Origin of the sequence: Thauera sp. 63, from assembly GCF_000310165.2 — a bacterium.
In the GTDB taxonomy this organism is placed as follows: domain Bacteria; phylum Pseudomonadota; class Gammaproteobacteria; order Burkholderiales; family Rhodocyclaceae; genus Thauera; species Thauera humireducens.
This window is the reverse complement of record NZ_AMXC01000023.1, coordinates 30,951-50,071: the sequence shown is the minus strand read 5'-3', so window position 1 is coordinate 50,071 and position 19,121 is coordinate 30,951. Positions and strand designations below refer to the sequence as shown.

The following is a 19,121-nucleotide window of genomic DNA, read 5'->3' as shown; positions in this document are numbered from 1 at the left end:
CTGCTCGAGCCGATTGGTTATATTCCACCGGCCGAAGCTGAGGCAAACTACTTCCGGCAACTCGCCGAGAAGACAGAGACTGCTGTCTTAACTTAAACCAACCGGCCTCCTCGAAACCCGGGGCGATTCAGTAATCGATAGCGCGGGCAATGCCCGAGCCGTTGGGAACCTGGGTGCGCCGCTGCAGTAGCCACGCATGCAGACGCTCAAGGATGGGGCGGGCCTTCGCTTCCCGTAAGCGCTGCCGGGCATCGATGTCGAGTTCCGCCGCTTCGCGTTCGACGCCGTAGAGCTGGCCGATGGCCTCGAGTGCCTCGCTGGCGATCTGGCTGTCACTGACCGCCACAATAGAGCCACCGATGATCGGCATATAGAAGCCACTCGAACCGGGCTCTGACGGACGTCGTTGGGGGGTCAAGAATCGATGTTTTTCGGGGTGCTGGCAAGGGCGTTTTTCGCCCGATTCGGCCCCTGTCGCGGGGCGCGGTAAGAGGCCCCGTCGAGCGTGAGGCAATAGGCGTTGTGGCGCAGCCGGTCGACGGTGGCCGAGGCGAGCAGCCGGTTGCCGGGGAAGGCCTGATCCCACTCGGTGAAGTCGAGGTTGCTGGTGACGAGGGTGGCAGCGCGCTCGTAGCGCTCGGCGATGAGGTCGTGCAGATCCTCGTCGGCGGGCGCGCGAAGCGGCTTGAGGCCGAAGTCGTCGATGATGAGCACCGGCACGCGGGCCAGTTGCTGCAGCTTGCGCTCATAGGTGCCGACCGCACGCGCGGCGTTCAGGCTGGCGAGCAACTGCGCGCAAGAGGCGAAGATGACGTCGTGCCCCTGACGCACGGCGCAGTGCCCGAGCGCTTGCGCCAGATGGCTCTTGCCCGTGCCGCAGGGGCCGACGATCAGCACCGGGGCGCGCTCGTCGATGTAGCGCCCGGTCGCGAGGTCATGGACCAGGGCGCGGTTGGTCGAGGGCAGCCGGTCGAACTCGAAGCCTTCGAGGGTCTTGGTGGCGCGGAAGGCCGCACGGCGCAGCCGGGTGCCGAACTTTTTCTGCTCGCGCCGCGCGATCTCGTCCTGGATCAGCAGGGCGAGGAATTCCGTGTAGGCGAGCTTGGCATCGATGGCCTGGCGGTTGCGGGCGTCGAGCGAGTCGAGGATGCCGGAGAGGCGCAACTGCTTGAGCTGCGGCGCCAGTTCGGTGGCGGGGTTCATGGTGAGGCTCCTTGGGTGAAGTGGGCGCGCGCTGCGCCCGGGTCAGTGGAACGTGGGGCCGTCGTCTTCGAACAGCGACGCGGTGGCGCGCGCGAAGCGGGCACGGCCGGCGTAGGGCTCGGGGGTGATCGTGCTCACCGGGGCGAGGTCGTGACCGCCGGCGAGGATGGTCTTGACGGTGCGGTAGTGCGGGCTGTCGTGGGCGATGGCCCGCTCGCACGCCGCCTCGAGGCGCGCGGCGCCGTACTGGCCCTTGAGCGCGAGAACGCCCTGGGCAGCCCGCAGGCGCTCGCTGATGCGGTCTGAGAGCAGTTGCCCGATCAGCTGCGCGCAGGCGTCGCCGATCTCGCGGGCCTGCTGCAGACACCAGCTGCGGTCGTGCGCGAAGAAGCGCTGGGCGGCCGGTGGCAGATGATCGGAGACGGTGCGACGCTCGCCGGGACGCCGCGCGCGGGCATGCGTGGCGACGGGCTTGAAGTCGTGATAGACGGTGACCACGGCGTCGGTCGCCCGCAGCCACAACGCCTTGCCCACCAGCGCGAACGGCACCGAGTACAGCGCGCGCTCGAAGCTGACGTGGCAGTCGCGATGCACCGTCACCGCATGCCAGGTGCCCAGGTCCGGCGGCACTTCGGGCAGCGGTAGCAAGGTGCTGCGCTCGAGGGCGAAGGTGTCGAGCGGGCGCGCGCGGGTGGTGCCGTGGATGCGCAGCCCGGCCTCCTTCAGCACCCACTCGCGCGCCTGCGCGTTCAGATCGGCCAGATCACGGAAGCTGCGCGTGGGCAGGAAGTTGCCCTTCACGTATTTGACGCCGGCCTCGACGATGCCCTTCTTCTGCGGGTCGTGCGGCGGGCAGGCGTCGATCCGGAAGCCGTATCCCTCGGCGCACTCGGCGTAGGCACGCTGCACCTGCGGGTCGTGCATGCACGCGCGGGTGATCGCGCACTTGGCGTTATCGATGATGAGCCGCGCGGGCACGGCACCGAACCACTCGAAGGCGCGACGGTGGCAGCCCAGCCAGGTGCGCACGCTCTGGTCCCAGACGAACTCCACGTACTGGTGACGCGAGAAACACAGCGTCATCACGAACGCCCACGTGCGGCGGGTCTCGCCCGTCGCCGGATCGATCAGGTGGGGGCCGGCGCCGAAGTCCACCTGCGCGGCCTCGCCCGGTGCGAAGGTGAGGCGCACCGTCGTTTCGGGCAGCTGCTCGCGGCCGATCTGCGCGATCAGCCGGCGCACGCTCGAGTAGTGCCCGGTAAAACCGTGCTCGCGCTTGAGCGTGGTGTGGATCACCACGCCGGAGACGCCCTGTGCAAGCCACTGCTCGACCAGCGGCCGGTACGCGGCAATCGAGGACTGGGCCGTCACCGGCAACTTCGGCCGCCCGAGCGCGGCGGCGATCTCGGCGTCCTCGGGCAAAGGCCGCTCAGGATCGAGCCAACCCTGGGCGCGAGCCAGCTCGCGGAACCGGGCCGCCTTGCTGCGCCCCATCAGTTTCGAGCGCGCGATCTCGCGCTCGGAGTCGCCCTGGCGCATGCGCATCAGGGCCTGGCGGTACTCGTACATCTCGATGCTCCTGCGGGCCACCGCCTACCTCCTGCCAAACAAAAAGGCAGCAGGGTAGCGAGGGACCGTTCAAGGTCGAGACGTCCGTCAGAGTGGAAGTGGCTCCATTACGCCGATCCGGCGCTGGCCTCTATGTGCCGATCCGCGACTGGCTCCTATATGCCGATCACGGACTGGCCTCAATGTGCCGATCACGCGGTGGCTCCATTGTGCCGATCATCAACTGGCTCTAATGTGCCGGTCGGTGACAATCTGGCTCTGGCCCTGGGCAGCGAGATCGAAGAACTTGCGCCGCGCGTGCGCCATGCAGCCGGCTTCGGTCACCCCCAGGGCGGTCAGCGCCTTGTAGCCGGCGTAGTCATCGCAGATCAGCGTGCCGCGCCACTCGCCCAGAAACGCCTGGGCATGACGGCCCGCGCGGCTGTTGGCGAAGTCGTAGACCACCGCCTTGATCGGATCGAACGCGCCGACGCTGTAGGACCACAGATAGGCGCGGTGCGTCTTGCCCGCTCCGGGGTCGAGCATCGCTACCGGGGTCTCGTCCGCGTGCAGCACGGGGTGCGCCAGCAGGTCGGCCTTGAGCGCATCGACCAGCGGCTGCAGATGCACGCCGCTCTGGCCCACCCACTGGGCCAGCGTCGATTGCGGGATCGCCAGCCCCGCTCGGCCGAAGATGCCTTCCTGCCGGTAGAGCGGCAGATGGTCCTGATACTTGGCCACCAGCACCTGGGCGAGCAAGCCGGCGGTCGGGATGCCCTTGTCGATGATGTGCGCCGGCACCGGCGCCTGCACGAGGGTCTCGCACGCCGCGCACGCCCACTTGCCCCGGATGTGGCGCTCGACGGTGAAGCGGCCCGGGGTGTAGTCGAGCTTCTCGGCCACGTCCTCGCCGATGCGGCGCATCGGGCAGCCGCAGGCGCAGGTGGTCGAGTCGGGTTCGTGCCGGATCTCGGTGCGCGGCAGCTCGGGCGGCAGCGGCTTGCGCCGGGCCTGGCCCTTGGGCGTCGACGTGCCGACACTGGGCTGGAGTTGCTCGAGCTCTTCGCTCATCGCCGCCAGATCGGCCTCGGCGGTCTCCTCGAAGAGCTGCACCTGCTCGGTGGACAGGCGCTCGGTCCTCACGCCGAAGCGATGACGCTTGTGCAGCGCCAGCTCATGCGTGAGCCGCTCGATCTTGGTCTGGCGCCACACGAGTTCGCGTTCCTGCTCGATGAGCAGGCGGCGCAAGGTGTCGGCATCCAGTTGATCGAGGTCGGCGGGCAGCGGCATGGCCAGATCATGTCCGATGCACGCCTCCGCCGCCATCGGGGCATCCGCCGATAGCGCGGACTCAGAGTGTCCGGATCACACCGCCGTCCCCCAGCCGTTGCCACGGCAGCCCGAGCACCAGCGCATCGAACTGCGTCCGGGTGAGTGCGACACCGCCCTGGCCCTCGGTCCAGTGAAAGCGGCCCTGGTTCAGGCGCCGGCACGCCAGCCACACCCCGAAACCGTCATGGACCAGCACCTTCAAGCGCGTGCCGCGCCGGTTGCTGAAGAGGTAGGCGTGATGCGGCTGGGCCTCGCCGAACACGCGCACCACCTGCGCGAGCAACGGGTCCATGCCTGCACGCATGTCCAGGGGCGCGGCCGACAGCCACAGGGCCTCGATACGGATCATGCGAGCCACTCGCGCAGCCATGCACCACAGGCATCGGCGGCCTGGACGGGCCATTCAAGCTTGACGCGGGCGTTACCCCGCTGCACCTCAAGGCGGATCATCGGCGCCTCGACTGCGGGAGCGACCTGCACCGGCACAAAGCCTGGCTCAGACAGCGTCGTGAGCTCAGCGCCGAGCGGCTTGCGCCGCCGAGCCGGTGCATGCCTTGGGTCGTCTGATCACTGATGCGGTGCTTCTTGGCGACCTCCGCGACCGAATTTCTATCGGTTTCACGCAGGATCGCAACCGTCTGGGCTTCGGTAAGACAACACTTTTTCATGACTTCCTCATTGCAAGGAAGCCATGCTCTCAAGCTTCACGTGGTCCGGAAATCCCGAGACGGGTCAGCTTGTGCCACGAGGTTCACGCTACAGCGTCCAGCAAGGCTTCGACTTCGGCTGGCGGCACAGGGCGACTGAGGAGGTAGCCCTGATACTCGGTGCAGTGGGCGTTGCGGAGGTGAGTGAGTTGAGTATCGTTTTCCACGCCCTCGGCGATCACCTCGAGGCCGAGGTTGCGGGCCATGGACAGGATGGTGGCGACGATGGCGACGTCGTCGCGGTCGTCAGGGATTCCTTCGACGAAATTACGGTCGATCTTCAGGCGGTCGACAGGCAGCTTCTTCAAGTAGCTGAGCGAGGAGTATCCCGTGCCGAAATCATCGATTGCGAGGGTTACGCCCAGCGACTTCAGATCCCGCAAGGTCGAGATGCAATGCTCAACACGTTGCAGGAGGTGGCCTTCGGTAATCTCGAGTTCCAGTAGCTCGGGTGAAAGTCCGGTCTTGGCAAGCACATCATGTACGAGCTCAACGAGGCCATCACGCGAGATCTGCTGGCCCGACAAGTTGACTGCGATGCGCAGGTCGTGACCCTCCTCTTCCCAGCGACGCGCTTGCGCACACGCAGTGTGGAGCACCCAAGCGCCGATCTTGCCGATGAAGCCGACTTCTTCGGCGACGGGTATGAAGAGGTCTGGGGAAACGAGTCCACGCGTCGGGTGTTGCCAGCGCACCAGTGCCTCGACACCGACAATGCGGCCAGTGACGCAGTCCGCCTGTGGCTGATAGAGCAGACGCAACTCGCCCCGTTCCACGGCCTGGCGCAGATCGCGTTCGAGCTCGAAGCGTTCGCGACTCTCACGGGCTTGCTCGGGCGTGAAGAACTGGAAGGTGTTGCGCCCGGCTTCCTTTGCCCGATACATCGCCGAGTCGGCGCAGCGGACGAGCGCGTCAATCGAGTCACCATCAGTCGGGAATAGGCTGATGCCGATGCTCGCCCCGATGAAGAGCTCATGACCTTCCACCTGCAGGGGCGTCTCCAGCACCTCGAGCAGCTTTCCGGCGACGCGGGCGGCATCATCGGTGGCACCGAGATCCTCCAGAATCACTACGAATTCGTCACCGCCGATGCGCGAAAGGGTGTCTTCTTCGCGCAAGGCCGTGGTGAAACGGTCGGCGACGACCTTCAGCAGCTTGTCACCAACAGGGTGGCCCAGGCTGTCGTTGATGTACTTGAAGCGATCGAGGTCGATGAAAAGGACGGCCAGCCTGGTTCCGTGCCTGCGCGCGCGATCGAGCCCGTGTGCGAGGCGGTCGGTGAGCAGGGCGCGGTTCGGAAGCTCGGTAAGGGGGTCGTGATGAGCAAGATGGCGAATCCTCTCCTCGGCCCGCTTCTCGTCGCCGATGTCGGTGAACATGCAGACATAGTGGCGTATGACGCCACTGGCGTCATGAACCGGGGTGACGCTCTGCCAGGCGGGAAAGACCTCTCCGGAACGACGCACGAGCTCGGTTTCGCCCTGCCAACCGTTGTGCGCATCGACGCGCTGCCACAGCAGTTCGTCGCATGAGGCGCGCCTTTCGGGACGAAACAGGGTCTCGCACAGCGGCTTGCCATGCAGTTCGGACTGGCGATAGCCGGTGATGCTGATGCTTGCGCGATTGGCCTCGATGATGCGGTGCGAAGCGTCCATGATGAGGACTGCCTGGGGACTGGCGTCGAAAACGCTGGCGGCAAGTTGCCGACTTTCGCCGAGTTCAGCGAGCTCGCGGGCCTGCTGCAGTGCGCGTTCGGCCATGGGCCGGAGGGTCCGTGCCGTGAGTACGGCGCCTGCACTGACCAGCAGCGCGATCATCGACAGTGGCAGCAGGATCTGCAACAGCACGGGGCGGTAGAAGTCGCTGGCCTGGATCGAGTAGGCGAAGCTCCAGCCCGGCATCTCGCGAATTGCCGTGTAGAACACCATGTCATCCGGCCCGTTGCGTGCCACGTGCTGCTGGCCTGCCGGTCCATCGACGGCACGGCGCAGATAGACGGGCGCTGACTCCGTCGCGTCGAAGATGCGGAGGACGGCGCCTGTCGCCGCCAGTTCAACGGTGGTACCGCTTTCGCCGTTGAACACCAGCAGCCGGGTGCGTGGCATGGAGCCATGCGCGAGCGTCAAAGGTGCCTGCAACTGCGACAGCCCGAAAGCGAGCACGTCGGTACCCACAAGTTCGCCTTCTCGCGACAGGATCGGCGCGCTTACCAGCAGATAGTGACCGTCGGCGGTCGTGACCGGCCCGGTGCGCCGGGTGGCGATGGCATTCGGGCTGGCCAAGGCCTGCGCAGCGTCAGGCAGGGCGATACCGAGTTCGAGTACCGGGTTTCCTTCTGCATCGTAACGGACCATGCCCGCGATGTTGCCTGCTTGGTCGAGCGCTTCGCGGATACGTGGTGCCGAGAACTGGACCATCTCCGCGAGACTGATCTCCCAGCGGTTGTACTGCGCAAGCTTGTCGCGCACGGCACTGCGGCTCGCGATCTGCCGTGCGAGCTCGGTAGCCTTCTCGAGGTACTGGCCGACCGCCTGCGCCTGCGCACGCACGCCTTCCATGTGCGAGTTCGAGACCAGGGTGTACGCATGGCGATACATCGGGATCGCTGTTGCGAGCGCCACGAGCAGCCCTGTGATGAGAATGCCCATCACGGCAAAGCGGTGAATTCGGCGCTGCAGGTGAACGCTTTGATCCAGATTCATGCGCGACCGATGCGGATTCGTTCTTGAGTCGAGCGGCTATGCTGCCACGGATGTCATCGACTGCCCATCCCGGATGGATGCCTGAGGGCGGGAGACATGCGTGCCAAAGGAATTTGTGCACGTATCCCGTCAGCGAGCCGCGCCTGAAGGGGGTGGGACGGCATGCAGCGGCACGACAGGCAGGCGCCCGACCGCCCTCACCAGGATCTTGTAGATATCCATGTCGAACGCCGGCCGGCCGCGTTCGAGCACGTCGGCCAGTTCGTCTTCGCTGCGCGCGCTGCCGAGGAAGCGCCAGCCGTCGACAACGTGAAGTGTCGTTCCCTCGCGCAGGCCGATTGGTCCGGTCCAGGACCAGCTTTCGAGCTTCAGGCCGTGCAGTGCTTCGATCAGTCGCAGGCCGTGCGCGGCGGGTGACTCTCCGCCGTTGCAGGCGCCGCGGCAGCGCTTGAGCTGGAGGTCGAAGCAGCGTGCCCCGGGGGTGTGCTTCTCGAGCCCCAGCAATGGCGGACACAGTGCGTGGTCGCGGGCGAGCGCGCGCAGACGGTTGGTCGCCTCGCGCCGGCTGCGGAACAGGCCGAAAAGGTCATCGTGCCGGCCGAAGTCGAGGTCTGCGGCATGCATGAGTTCGAGCTGCCAGTCACCGACCATGTCGGCCGAGAGCCGCCAGGTGCACAGGTCACGGTTGCGTCGCAGCAGGCGGTTGTGGGTGGGTTGGAGCTGCTTGATCAGTTCGGCTTCCTTCAGCAGCGCACCGATCTCCCCGGCGGTTTCGATCCAGTCGATGCGCCGCACCTGCTGGCTCAGGCTCAGTTCGCGGTCGCTCTGGTGGTCGGCGGCAAAGTGCGACAGCACGCGGCTGCGCAGGCGCGTGCTCTTGCCGACGTAGAGCGGCAGGCTGGCGTGGCCGTTGCGCTCGCCGTAGAACAGATAGACGCCCGGGGCGTCGGGCAGGTCGGCGAGTTGTTCGGCGTCCAGATGTGGCGGAAGGCTCGGATGACCAATGAGCTCGCGGACCTGCTGCTCGATGTGGCCGGGCGCGAAATGCGAGTGGATCTTCTGCCAGAACTGCCACAGCAGCGCTGCGTCGGCGAGTGCACGGTGGCGGGCGCTCGCGTCCAGGCCGTGGCGCGCAATGAGGTGGTCAAGCCCATGGTGGCGGTGTTCCGGGAACAGTCGCCGCGACAGCTTGACCGTGCACAGCACCTGCGGCCGGATGTCGAGCCCGGCGCGACGAAAGGCCGCGCGCAGGTGGCCATGGTCGAAGCGTGCGTTGTGCGCGATGAAGAGCCGTCCATCCAGGCGGTCGAAGACTTCGTCGGCCACTTCGGCGAAGGTGGGCGCATCGGCCACCATGTCATTGTCGATGCCGGTCAGGCGCTGGATGTAATCCGGGATGCGCGAGGCAGGACGAATCAGCGTCGACCACTCGCGCACGCCGTCCTCGTCGACCTGGACGATGCCGATCTCGGTGATCGACGCGCGCTGTGCGGGGCCGCCATTGGTTTCGATATCGACGAAGGCAAGGCCGCCGGAGGCGAAGCGTGGGATGGAGAGCAGGGTTGCTGAAGACACCCGCAATGGACCGGGCGACGCCGCCGAAGGTTTCCTGCGCCCCGCGGTTTGCCGCAAGCCTCAGCGCGCGCTGAAACCGGCGTCCTCGACGGCCTGGTAGATGTCGGCCGGGGACACGAAAACGCCGTGCTCGATCGTCGCCTGTCCGGTCTCGAGCGAGATCTCGAGATAGCCGATGCCCGGCAGGTCCTGGATGGCGTTGGTGACCAGGCGCAGGCATTGCTCGTCGCGCATGCCGCTGATCGTCAGGGTGGTGGTCTGCATCGCTTGAACTCCGGGTGGAACAACCTGCATGGTGTTCGCAGGATGGCCCTGGCGCAAGCGGGCGGTCAGTGCGACATGCCGTCATGACATCGACGAATTACGACCAAGTGTTGAATAGTGGGCGTTCATTCCCCGTTTTGGGTGCGACAATCGCGGGTCGCCGTTTCCATGGCCTGCCTCGTACCGTCTCGGCGCGAGTCGGGTCCTTTGCCGATGTCCCAACAAGATTGCCTGCGCCGCATGCTTGACGATTCCCTGCATCTCACGGCGAACGATGCTGTGTGCGTGGGCGCGATTGCGCGTCCCGACCTGCTCGAATGCTCGCCCGAACTGCCGGTTTTCGAAGCCGCGCGCCTCATGAGCGAGCATCGTGTCAGCTCCATCGTCGTCGTCGATGACGACGACGTGGTGGGCATATGGACCGAACGCGACGCGCTTGCGATCGATTTCCGCGATGTGCGCACATTCTCGCAGCCGATTCGCAGTGTGATGAGTGCGCCGGTGCGCACCGTGCCGGCGACGATCGGGCTGCATGAACTCGCGCTACGCTTCCGTGAGGAGCATGTGCGCCACTACCTGGTCGAGAACGACCAGGGGCGGCCCTGCGGCATCGTCTCGCAGTCGGATGTCGTGCTCAACCAGGGGGTGGAGCACTACCTGCGTCTGCGCAAGGTGGAGTCCCTGGTCAAGGGCGGGCTGCGCACCCTGCCCGCGGACGCCCTGCTCGGACAGGCCACGCGCTGCATGCGGGAACAGGCGACCGATGCGATCGTGGTCGATTTCGGGCCAGAGGCCGCCGAGGATCCGCTGGGGCGCTACGGCATCATCACCGAGCGCGACGTCACGCGCATGGTGGCGCAGTGCGAGGCCGAGCAGCCGCTGTACGCGGTCGCCAACCGCCCCTTGCTGACGGTGCAGGAACACGACAGCCTGTACCGGGTGCGCACCTTGCTCGCCGAGCGTCGCTTCCGTCACATCGGCGTGCTGCGGCAGGATGGCACCCTGGCCGATCTGATCAGCTTCGGCGACATCATCGGCGGCATGGAACTCGCTTACCTGCACGAGCTGCAGCATGCGCTGCAGGCGCGCGACCAGGCGCTGCATTCGTCGCAGCGCAGCCTGCGCCTTGCCGAGAAGGTGATCGAGAACTCGCTCGAAGGCGTCATGGTGACCGATGCCGAATCACGGATCGTGTCGGTGAACCCCGCGTTCTGCCGCCTCACCGGTTACAGCGCCGAAGAGGTCGTCGGCCAGCGTCCGTCGATGCTGTCCTCGGGGCGGCATGACGGCGCCTTCTACGCCCGCATGTGGGAGCGGCTCAAGGCCGAGGGCCAGTGGCAGAGCGAGGTCTGGAACCGCCGCAAGTCGGGCGAGATCTACCCCGCCCTGCTGCACATCGCGGCGATCACCGACGACGACGGCACGCTGACCCACTACGCGGCGCTGTTCACCGACATCAGCCCGCTCAAGGAAACCGAGGCGCGCATCCGCGACCTCGCCTACTACGACCCGCTGACCGGCCTGCCTAATCGCCGCCTGCTGGAAGACCGGCTTGCCGTCGAACTCGCGCATGCGTCGCGATCGGGCAAGCGCCTGGCGGTGATGTTCGTCGACCTCGACCGTTTCAAGCGCATCAACGACAGCCTCGGCCACGAGATCGGCGACCGCGTGCTGGTCGAGGTGTCCAAGCGCCTGCGCGCCTGTCTGCGCGAGGACGACACCGTCGCGCGCATGGGCGGCGACGAGTTCCTGATCGTGCTGTGCAACCTGGACGGGCCCGAGGATGCGGTCGTCACCGCGCGCCGTATCGTCGAGGCGCTGCGCCGGCCGGTGGTCATCGACGGCCGCGAGCTGGTGGTGACCACCAGCATCGGCATCAGCATCTGCCCCGATGACTCGAAGAGCGCGACGACGCTGATCAAGAACGCGGACGTCGCGATGTATCGCGCCAAGGACGACGGGCGCAACAGCTACCAGCTCTACCAGCCGGCGATGAACGCCCGCTCGCTCGAGCACCTTGCGCTGGAGACCGCGCTGCACGGCGCGCTCAAGCGCGACGAACTGCTGCTGCACTTCCAGCCGCTGATCGACCTGCAGAGCGGGGCGATCGTCGCCGCCGAGGCCCTGCTGCGCTGGTGCCATCCCGAACTCGATCTGGTGTCGCCGGCGGACTTCATTCCGCTCGCCGAGGAAACCGGGCTCATCGTGCCGATCGGTGAATGGGTGTTGCGCAATGCCTGTGAGCATCATCGCGCGTGGCGCAAGGCCGGGCGCGGCGACCTTCGCATGATGGTGAACATCTCGGCCCGCCAGTTCCGTGACGACGCCTTCGTCGAGGTCGTCGACCGCGTGCTGAAGGAGACGGGCATGCCGCCGGACCTGCTGACGCTCGAAGTCACCGAAACCATGCTGATGGACGACGTCGATTCGTCGATCGTGCGCATGCACAGGCTGCGCGCGCTAGGCGTCCGGCTGGCGCTCGACGACTTCGGTACGGGGTATTCATCGCTGGCCTACCTGAAGCGCTTCCCGATCGAGGAGCTCAAGATCGATCGCCTGTTCGTGCGTGGCATTGACCGCAACACGCGCGATGCCGCGCTGGTGGCTGCCATCATCTCGCTTGGGCAGAGCCTCGGCCTGCGCGTCGTCGCCGAAGGCGTCGAGAACAAGGACCACCTCAAGGTGTTGCGCGAGCAGGGCTGCGACGTGGCGCAAGGCTTCCACTTCAGCGTGCCCCTGGCCTGGCCGGCGTTTATGGCCCTGGACGGCTAGGAGTCTGCGCGGCAGAACTCCAGAGCGTGTTTTTTAGCAGAACGATTGGCGAACCGAGAGGTGCGGCAAGAGACTGAGGCCGTGGTTAAGTTGCTTTGCGACGTCGCGGCGCGCATGCCGGACGGCAACGGGGACAGGTTTGCCCCCTTTTCCCGTCATGCCGTCCTCAATGTGCTCATCCTGCGCAGGTTCAGCGCCATACAGACGAGCTTCCACTCCGCTTTGACGCGCTCCAGGCCCCGCAGGCTGAACTGCCGGAATCCCAACACGTTCTTGATCCAGCCGTTGGGCGGTTCGGCGATCCATTTCCGTTTTCGGTAGGCGCTCTTGCCCGCCTCGCTCTCGAGCTTGTCGGCCATCTGTGCGGTGTGCGGATTGCGTTCGCGGTCGAAACCGAGTCGGCGCTTGCCTTCCCGGCCCAGCGCCACCACCAGTTCGGTCCCGCACCCGTCGAGTTCCCGGAACGTTTGCTCCGAGCGGTAGCCGGTGTCGGCCAGCGCCTGGCGCGGTCGTTGTTCGACGTTGTCGCGCACGGCCTGCAGTACCCCCGCCAGTTGCCCGGCGTCGCTGGCGTTGTTGGTCAGTTCGGCCGCCACGATGATGTGGGCGGTCTCGTCGACCGCCGTCTGGGCGTTGTAGCTCGGATCGAACCCGCCGCCGGCGCGCTTCATGATGCGGCTGTCCGGATCCGTGAAGTTCTCCTGCGCCTTGTCCTCGGGCACTCCAAAGTCGCGCTTGTAGCGCCCGCCCTTCGGTTTGCCGTCACCGCCGCGCGGGCGACGGTCGTCATCGTCGCTGCGCCCGCGCGCCTGATCGGCCTCGCGCTGGCGCTGCTCGAGCCGCGCCCGGGCTTCAGCAATCGCCGTCAGCCGCGCCTCGCGCCGCGCGATCTCGGCCGGCACATCCAGCTCGGGCTCGTTCCGCTCGGCGTCGTCGGCGGCCTTGGCCCGATTGAGCAGCGCCTCGATCTGCCGTTTCAACTCGGCCTCCGCCTTCACCATATGGCCGTAACTCATCGCCTTGTGGCGGCTGGCGTTTGCCTTGACCTTGGTGCCGTCGATGGCCACCGTCCCGAGCTTGACCAGCCCCATCTCGCGGGCCAGTCGTACCACCTGCACGAACAACTCGCTCAGCTCCTTCAAATGGACAGCGCGAAAGTCGCTCAGCGTGCGGTGGGCCGGGAAGTTGTCTGCCGCCAGGACCCGGAACGCCACATCCTCGTGCAGCTTGCGCGCGATCTTGCGCGAACTGAACACGCCCGTGGCGTACGCATACAGCAGCACCTTGACCATCATGGCCGGATGAAACGGCTGGTTGCGCGGTCCGCCACCGGCATACCGGGCGTGGAACGCGCTCAGGTCCAACCCGTCGACCGCGTCGCTGATGAAGTACGCCAAGTGGCCTTCGGGTAGCCACTCCTGCAGCGCCTGGGGCAGCAGCATCTGCTGCTGCGGGCAATAGGGCAGATAGCTCGTCATCTCGACAGTCTACCGGCCCCGAAACGCCCGGGAGGACTTAACTCACCGACGCTTGGCTTCTGCCGCGCAGACTCCTAGCGCGCGGCCTCGAGCGCCTGCCAGGCGGCCTGCACGGCCTCGGCGCCGTAGCGCCGCTCCAGCCGGCGCACGGTGAAGTGCCCGCGGCTGACGTCCTGGAAGTGGTTCATGAACATCAGGTTGATGCCGGCGCCGGCGGCTGCGCCGATGCCGGGTACCAGCATGCCGGCGGCTTTCTGTGTCAGTTGGACCTTGTAGCGTGCGGCCACCAGCGTGATCAGCCGCACCAGCGCCGGCGCGCCTTCGCTCGTCAGGCCCTTTTCCGCCAGATGGCGGGCCGCCTCGCCTACCGTCGTCGCCAGCGCCGCACGGACCGCGTAGTAGCCGGACTCTGCCGCGTCGTCGCTGCGGCTGCTGCCTCCGAGCGCGAACACTTCCAGCGCGGCCAGCCGCGTCCGTGCGCTGCCGATGTCCTCCCCCTCGGCGCGGGCGATGTCGAGGATGGCGCGCATGATCAGCACCGTCGACACCGGGATCTCCACCGCCAGTCCGGCCAGGCCGAAGGCGCCACCTGCGCCGCCGCTGACCGAACCGAGCAGCTTGTGCAGGCGTGGCGAGGCGTCGCGCGCTTCGGGCTTGAGTGTCTTCGCCGCCGTGTCCATCGCCTTCAGCAGCGCGTCGTGCGCGATTGCGCCGACCTTGCCGCGCCAGCTCGCGGGCAGATGCGCCATGCCTTTCTCGAGCGGACTGCCGACGAGGTTGCTGAGCCGCGCGGTCAGGCTCGGGCGCTCGAGCAGCGCACGGGCGCGGGCGAGGGCGTCGAGGTCGGCGGGGGAGAGCAGTGGCGTGGTCATGCGGGCAGCGGTGAACGTCGTCGCTCGGTCAGACGCGCGCCGGCGTCATGCGTTCCGTGACGCCACGCCCTCGCTTCAGGACGGCTTGCCGGTCTCGAGCGATTGCAGGATCGCCGCGCCCAGCACCGCTGCCGACTGCGCACCCGACACCGCCAGCTTGCGATTAAGGATGAAGAAGGGCACGCCCTCGATGCCTTGCTTGCGCACGCCCTCGGCCATGCGTTTGACCTTGTCGAGGTCTTCACGGCCATCGAGGTAGGCACGCACCGCATCGCGACGCTCGCCGCACGCGGCGGCAATGTCGGCCAGCGTGTCCTTGTCTCCGATGTCGCGACCCTCCTGGAAGTGGGCGGCAAACAGTGCGCTCGCCAGCATGCGGATGCGTGCCGGCGTCTGGCCGATGGACTGGGCGCGGTACATCAGGCGGTGCGCCTGCAAGGTGTTGGGACGGGTCTGGATGCGCTCGAAGGCGTACTGCAGGCCGTCGTCGGAGGCCGCGTCGCGCACCTTGTCGAGCACCGCCTCGGCCTTGATCGGACTGCCGAACTTGGCTTCGAGGAACGCGCGGTAGGGCTCGCCGGCTGCGGGTGTGTCCGGGTTGAGGAAGAAGGGCAGCCAGTTGACGCGCACGTCGAGGTCGGGGCGCGAAGCCTTCAGCTCCTCGAGGGCACGATCGAGCCGCACCTTGCCGAGGAAGCACCAGGGGCAGACGAAGTCGGAAACGAGGTCGATGTTCAGGATCATGGCGTTGGGCCGTGCGGGCGGGCAGAAGGCGACAGGGTAGCCGCTCTGCCGCGCGGGGTCAGAGAAAGCGCGCGATGAAGCACGGCTGTGCGGGATCGGCGCCCGGCGGCAAGGGCAGCCACACGCGCCGGCCGCTGCCCGGGATGCGCGTGACGGCGTCGCCGTTGGCGTCGACGATGCGGTCGAGCAGCAGTTCGCGGTTGCCATCCGGTTGCACGAACTCCAGCCGGTCGCCAACGCCGAAGCCGTTCTTGACCTCGACTTCGGCCAGGCCGTGTGCGGCGTCCCAGCCAACCACCTCGCCCACCAGCAGGCTGCGGCCCGATTCGGAGTGGCCGCGCAGGTAGTTCTGGTGCTCGGGCGTGGAATGACGCTGGTAGAAGCCGTCGGTGTAGCCGCGGCTGGCCAGGCCTTCGAGCTCGCCGAGCAGGCGCGGGTCGAAGGGGCGCCCGGCGACCGCGTCCTCGATCGCGCGCCGGTAGCCCTGGGCCGCGCGGGCGACGTAGTAGGGGCTCTTGGTGCGGCCCTCGATCTTCAGGGAATCGACGCCGATCTCCACCAGGCGCTGTACGTGCTCGATGGCGCGCAAGTCCTTGGAGTTGAGGATGTAGGTGCCGTGCTCGTCTTCCTCGATCGGCATCAGCTCGCCGGGCCGGGTGCCTTCTTCCAGCAGCCAGACCTTGCTGCCGCCGATGTGGCGCGGCCCGCCGCCCAGCGCGAGGCCCTGCACGGTGTCGAGCTTGCTGCGGGTGGCGGTGCCGACCGCGCCGGCGTCCCTGGGATTGCCGATCGGTGTGTTGCCGCAGGCCTGCAGGTCGCCGGCGCCGTCTTCGCCCGCCTCGTGCAGCTTGTAGTCCCAGCGACAGCTATTGGTGCACGTGCCCTGGTTGGGGTCGCGGTGGTTGAAGTAGCCCGACAGCAGGCAGCGGCCGGAGTAGGCGATGCACAGGGCGCCATGGACGAACACCTCGAGCTCCATGTCCGGACAGGCGTCGCGGATCTCGGCGACCTCGTCCAGCGACAGCTCGCGCGACAGGATGATGCGCTTCACCCCCACGGACTGCCAGAAGCGCACCGAGGCGTAGTTGGTGGTGTTGGCCTGCACCGACAAGTGGATGTCAGTCTCGGGCCAGCGCTCGCGCACCATCATCATCAGGCCGGGGTCGGCCATGATCAGCGCATCGGGCTTCATGGCCATCACCGGCGCCATGTCGTCCTCGAAGCTGCGGATCTTGGCGTTGTGCGGGTAGATGTTGGCGACCAGGTAGAACAGCTTGCCGGCGGCGTGGGCCTCGTCGATGCCGGCGGCGAGCGTGTCGAGCTGGCCGAAGCTGTTGTTGCGCACGCGCAGCGAATAGCGCGGCTGCCCGGCATACACCGCGTCGGCGCCGTAGGCGAAGGCGGTGCGCATCATGTCGAGGGTGCCGGCGGGCGCGAGCAGTTCGGGGCGGCGGTGAAGGGGTGTGGGCATCGAACCGGACTCTTGGTCTTGAAGGCGGGCATTCTAGCCGAGTGTGCCGGTTGCGCCGTCCGCAGGGCGCAGGCCTTTTCAGCTGGTTGCGGTGCCGGCCATGCCGCCCAGATGGTGGGCGGCGCGGTGGAGATGCGACAGGAAGTGGCGGACCATGACGGACATGGCCATTTCCTCGCGCACCATCACGCCCAGCGTGAGCCGCAGCGGACCTTCCTGCAGCGGGACGACGTCGAAGTAGCTCGAGGTCACCGGGTGTCGGGCGAGGGGGGCCGGCATCAGCCCGATGAAGTCGCCCGAGCCGAGCAGGGCGAGCAGCGCCAGGGTCGAATTGACCGTGGCGGCCACCGGCGGCGGGGGCAGGCCGTTGCGGCTGAACAGTTCGCGGGCGTAGCCGGTGGCGCCAGACAAGCCCGTGTACACCCAGCGCGCCTCGCTCAGTTCGGCCAGCCGGGTGCAGCGGGCCTGCGGATGGCCCTTGCGCACCGCCACCACCATGTCGATCGGCAGCAGGGGCTCGACCAGGTATTCGCCCTGCGCCAGGCCTTCCGGGATCGGGCCGATGGCGACGTCGGCCTCGCCCTTGCGCAGGTAGGCGAGCTGGGCGATGTAGAGCTCCTCGCTGATGCGCAGGCGCATTTCGGGGAACTGCTGACTGAAGGTACGCACGGCTTCGGGCAGCACGAGCATCACCGCCAGGGGAACGGCGGCGATGCTCAACTCGCCCACCATGCGTCCGCCGAGCTGGCCGATCTCCTCGACCGCCCGGGTCAGCTCGCGGTCGGCCGCGCTGGCGCGCTCATACAACACTTTGCCCTGAGCGGTCGGGATGACGCCGCGCGTCGAACGCACGACGAGGGAGGCGCCAAGCTCGACCTCCAGTTCGCGCAGCATCTTGCTCAGCGCCGGCTGCGACAGGCCGAGCCGGACGGCCGCCTTGCGCAGGCTGCCGTCGTTGATTGCGGCCACGAAGGCCTGGAGTGCGGAGAGTTTCATGGTGTTGTGATAACCGCCGGTTATCGCGCTACTGATCCAGACATCTTATCCACAGCGGGATGCCTGTCTAGACTCTGCACGCACTTCGGGCTCGGGCGGCCGGTCTCGCCCGCGGCACTCGATCGACCAGGAGGGAGACACCTGCATGGCACGCATCATCGGCGGCATCGCCTGCTCGCACACACCGACCATCGGCTTCGCGTTCGACAAGAACAAGCAGGACGATCCGGTCTGGAAACCGATCTTCGACGGCTTCGCGCCGGTTCGTCAGTGGGTGAAGGACACGCAGCCCGATGTGCTGCTCTTCATCTACAACGACCACGTCACGTCGTTCTTCTTCGACCACTACTCGGCGTTCGCGTTGGGGATCGGCGACCACTACGCCGTGGCCGACGAGGGCGGCGGCGCGCGCGACCTGCCGCCGGTGGCGGGTCATCCCGGACTGGCGCAGCACATCGGCCATTCGCTGATGGCGGACGAGTTCGACATGTCCTTCTTCCAGGACAAGCCCTTGGACCACGGTTGCTTCTCGCCCTTGTCGATGCTGTGCCCGCATGAACCGGCGTGGCCGGTTTCGATCGTGCCGCTGCAGGTCGGCGTGCTGCAGTTCCCGATCCCCGCAGCGCGGCGCTGCTTCCGGCTTGGGCAGGCCTTGCGTCGTGCGATCGAGAGCTATCCGGAAGACCTCGCGGTCGCGATCGTCGCCACCGGTGGCCTGTCGCACCAGGTGCACGGTGAGCGGGCCGGGTTCAACAACACGCCGTGGGACGAGCAGTTCCTGGCGCTGTTCGAGCATGATCCGGTACGGCTGACGGAGCTGACTCAGGCCGAATACGCCACGCTCGGCGGGCTGGAAGGGGCCGAGGTGATCATGTGGCTGGTCATGCGCGGTGCCCTGTCCGCCTCGGTGAACAAGATCCACCAGACCTATTACCTGCCGTCGATGACCGGCATCGCCACCGCGATCTACGAGAACCGGGCTGCCCCGGCGGTCGCGGGCGAGGTCGAGCGCCACCGCGCCCATGTTGCCACGCAACTGGCGGGCGCGCAGGCGCTGGCCGGCACCTATCCCTTCAGCCTGGCCACCAGCCAGCGCGCCTACCGCCTCAACCGCTTCCTGCACGAAATGATCGTGCCGGCGCATCGCCAGCGCTTCCTGGCCGACGAGGAAGCGAGCTTCGAGGCCGCCGGGCTGATCGAGCAGGAGCGTGACCTGGTTCGCAGGCGGGACTGGCGTGGGCTGATCCACTATGGCGTGATCTTCTTCATGCTGGAAAAGCTCGGGGCTGTGCTGGGCGTTTCCAACCTGCACATCTATGCTGCCATGCGTGGAGAATCGCTCGAACAGTTCCAGCGCACCCGGAATGCGCCCGGGGCGCTGTACTCGGTCGCCGGCAGGGAAGCGCCTGCCCTCGATTGGGACGCCGGCAAGCGTCCCGAAACTGCATGACCCGACA

At 67.1% G+C, this 19,121-nt stretch carries 14 protein-coding genes and 1 pseudogene; 2 read left to right on the top strand and 13 right to left on the bottom strand.

Going from position 1 to position 19,121, the window contains the following annotated elements; translation table 11 throughout:
- Positions 1-127 precede the first annotated feature (127 nt).
- The 8 genes and pseudogenes from C664_RS15735 to C664_RS15695 form a co-directional block, all read right to left on the bottom strand.
- The gene (locus C664_RS15735; RefSeq protein WP_004263710.1) at positions 128-370 is read right to left on the bottom strand and encodes an IS66 family transposase; all 243 of its coding nucleotides are present in this window, start codon (positions 368-370) and stop codon (positions 128-130) included.
- A gap of 44 nt (positions 371-414) precedes the next feature.
- The gene (gene istB, locus C664_RS15730; protein ID WP_004257767.1) at positions 415-1,203 is read right to left on the bottom strand and encodes an IS21-like element helper ATPase IstB; all 789 of its coding nucleotides are present in this window, start codon (positions 1,201-1,203) and stop codon (positions 415-417) included.
- A 42-nt stretch (positions 1,204-1,245) separates the two neighbouring features.
- Positions 1,246-2,772, bottom strand: coding sequence for an IS21 family transposase (istA, locus tag C664_RS15725; RefSeq protein WP_004257771.1), 1,527 nt, complete (start codon positions 2,770-2,772; stop codon positions 1,246-1,248).
- Between the two features lie 249 nt (positions 2,773-3,021).
- Positions 3,022-4,041: pseudogene (gene tnpC, locus C664_RS15720) on the bottom strand (IS66 family transposase); the annotation flags it as partial.
- 61 nt (positions 4,042-4,102) lie between these two features.
- The gene (gene tnpB / locus C664_RS15715; RefSeq protein ID WP_004263705.1) at positions 4,103-4,432 is read right to left on the bottom strand and encodes an IS66 family insertion sequence element accessory protein TnpB; all 330 of its coding nucleotides are present in this window, start codon (positions 4,430-4,432) and stop codon (positions 4,103-4,105) included.
- Between the two features lie 402 nt (positions 4,433-4,834).
- Positions 4,835-7,492, bottom strand: coding sequence for a bifunctional diguanylate cyclase/phosphodiesterase (locus C664_RS15705; RefSeq protein WP_004263701.1), 2,658 nt, complete (start codon positions 7,490-7,492; stop codon positions 4,835-4,837).
- 129 nt (positions 7,493-7,621) lie between these two features.
- The gene (locus C664_RS15700) at positions 7,622-9,073 is read right to left on the bottom strand and encodes a 3'-5' exonuclease family protein (protein WP_004263699.1); all 1,452 of its coding nucleotides are present in this window, start codon (positions 9,071-9,073) and stop codon (positions 7,622-7,624) included.
- A 54-nt stretch (positions 9,074-9,127) separates the two neighbouring features.
- Positions 9,128-9,331 carry a heavy-metal-associated domain-containing protein gene (locus C664_RS15695; RefSeq protein ID WP_004263698.1) on the bottom strand — a complete coding sequence of 68 codons (204 nt, stop codon included), beginning with the start codon at positions 9,329-9,331 and terminating at the stop codon, positions 9,128-9,130.
- 240 nt (positions 9,332-9,571) lie between these two features.
- On the opposite strand from C664_RS15695, the gene C664_RS15690 reads away from it, so the two are divergent.
- The gene (locus tag C664_RS15690) at positions 9,572-12,103 is read left to right on the top strand and encodes an EAL domain-containing protein (RefSeq protein WP_004263697.1); all 2,532 of its coding nucleotides are present in this window, start codon (positions 9,572-9,574) and stop codon (positions 12,101-12,103) included.
- Positions 12,104-12,258: 155 nt separating this feature from the next.
- Here C664_RS15690 and C664_RS15685 read toward each other — a convergent pair whose 3' ends face one another.
- From C664_RS15685 to C664_RS15665, 5 genes are all read right to left on the bottom strand, one after another.
- Complete coding sequence (locus tag C664_RS15685) at positions 12,259-13,581, bottom strand: IS1182 family transposase (protein ID WP_004251208.1); 1,323 nt, start codon at positions 13,579-13,581, stop codon at positions 12,259-12,261.
- 74 nt (positions 13,582-13,655) lie between these two features.
- The gene (locus C664_RS15680; protein WP_004263696.1) at positions 13,656-14,453 is read right to left on the bottom strand and encodes an EcsC family protein; all 798 of its coding nucleotides are present in this window, start codon (positions 14,451-14,453) and stop codon (positions 13,656-13,658) included.
- Positions 14,454-14,528: 75 nt separating this feature from the next.
- Positions 14,529-15,197: a DsbA family oxidoreductase gene (locus tag C664_RS15675; RefSeq protein WP_004263695.1), complete on the bottom strand. Its 669-nt coding sequence runs from the start codon at positions 15,195-15,197 to the stop codon at positions 14,529-14,531.
- A 58-nt stretch (positions 15,198-15,255) separates the two neighbouring features.
- Positions 15,256-16,668, bottom strand: a complete 1,413-nt coding sequence (trhP, locus tag C664_RS15670) for a prephenate-dependent tRNA uridine(34) hydroxylase TrhP (RefSeq protein WP_004263694.1) — start codon at positions 16,666-16,668, stop codon at positions 15,256-15,258.
- 78 nt (positions 16,669-16,746) lie between these two features.
- On the bottom strand, positions 16,747-17,664 hold the full coding sequence (locus tag C664_RS15665) for a LysR family transcriptional regulator (RefSeq protein WP_004263692.1): 918 nt from the start codon (positions 17,662-17,664) through the stop codon (positions 16,747-16,749).
- 145 nt (positions 17,665-17,809) lie between these two features.
- Here C664_RS15665 and C664_RS15660 point away from each other — a divergent pair, with 145 nt between their 5' ends.
- Complete coding sequence (locus tag C664_RS15660) at positions 17,810-19,114, top strand: gallate dioxygenase (protein WP_004263690.1); 1,305 nt, start codon at positions 17,810-17,812, stop codon at positions 19,112-19,114.
- The last annotated feature ends 7 nt before the right edge of the window (positions 19,115-19,121 follow it).

Bases quoted from the DNA above. Each gene is read 5' to 3' on its own strand.
- C664_RS15735 (WP_004263710.1), bottom strand. From the start codon at position 370: ATGCCGATCATCGGTGGCTCTATTGTGGCGGTCAGTGACAGCCAGATC.
- istB (WP_004257767.1), bottom strand. From the start codon at position 1,203: ATGAACCCCGCCACCGAACTGGCGCCGCAGCTCAAGCAGTTGCGCCTC.
- istA (WP_004257771.1), bottom strand. From the start codon at position 2,772: ATGTACGAGTACCGCCAGGCCCTGATGCGCATGCGCCAGGGCGACTCC.
- tnpB (WP_004263705.1), bottom strand. From the start codon at position 4,432: ATGATCCGTATCGAGGCCCTGTGGCTGTCGGCCGCGCCCCTGGACATG.
- C664_RS15705 (WP_004263701.1), bottom strand. From the start codon at position 7,492: ATGAATCTGGATCAAAGCGTTCACCTGCAGCGCCGAATTCACCGCTTT.
- C664_RS15695 (WP_004263698.1), bottom strand. From the start codon at position 9,331: ATGCAGACCACCACCCTGACGATCAGCGGCATGCGCGACGAGCAATGC.
- C664_RS15690 (WP_004263697.1), top strand. From the start codon at position 9,572: ATGCTTGACGATTCCCTGCATCTCACGGCGAACGATGCTGTGTGCGTG.
- C664_RS15685 (WP_004251208.1), bottom strand. From the start codon at position 13,581: ATGACGAGCTATCTGCCCTATTGCCCGCAGCAGCAGATGCTGCTGCCC.
- C664_RS15680 (WP_004263696.1), bottom strand. From the start codon at position 14,453: ATGACCACGCCACTGCTCTCCCCCGCCGACCTCGACGCCCTCGCCCGC.
- C664_RS15675 (WP_004263695.1), bottom strand. From the start codon at position 15,197: ATGATCCTGAACATCGACCTCGTTTCCGACTTCGTCTGCCCCTGGTGC.
- trhP (WP_004263694.1), bottom strand. From the start codon at position 16,668: ATGCCCACACCCCTTCACCGCCGCCCCGAACTGCTCGCGCCCGCCGGC.
- C664_RS15665 (WP_004263692.1), bottom strand. From the start codon at position 17,664: ATGAAACTCTCCGCACTCCAGGCCTTCGTGGCCGCAATCAACGACGGC.
- C664_RS15660 (WP_004263690.1), top strand. From the start codon at position 17,810: ATGGCACGCATCATCGGCGGCATCGCCTGCTCGCACACACCGACCATC.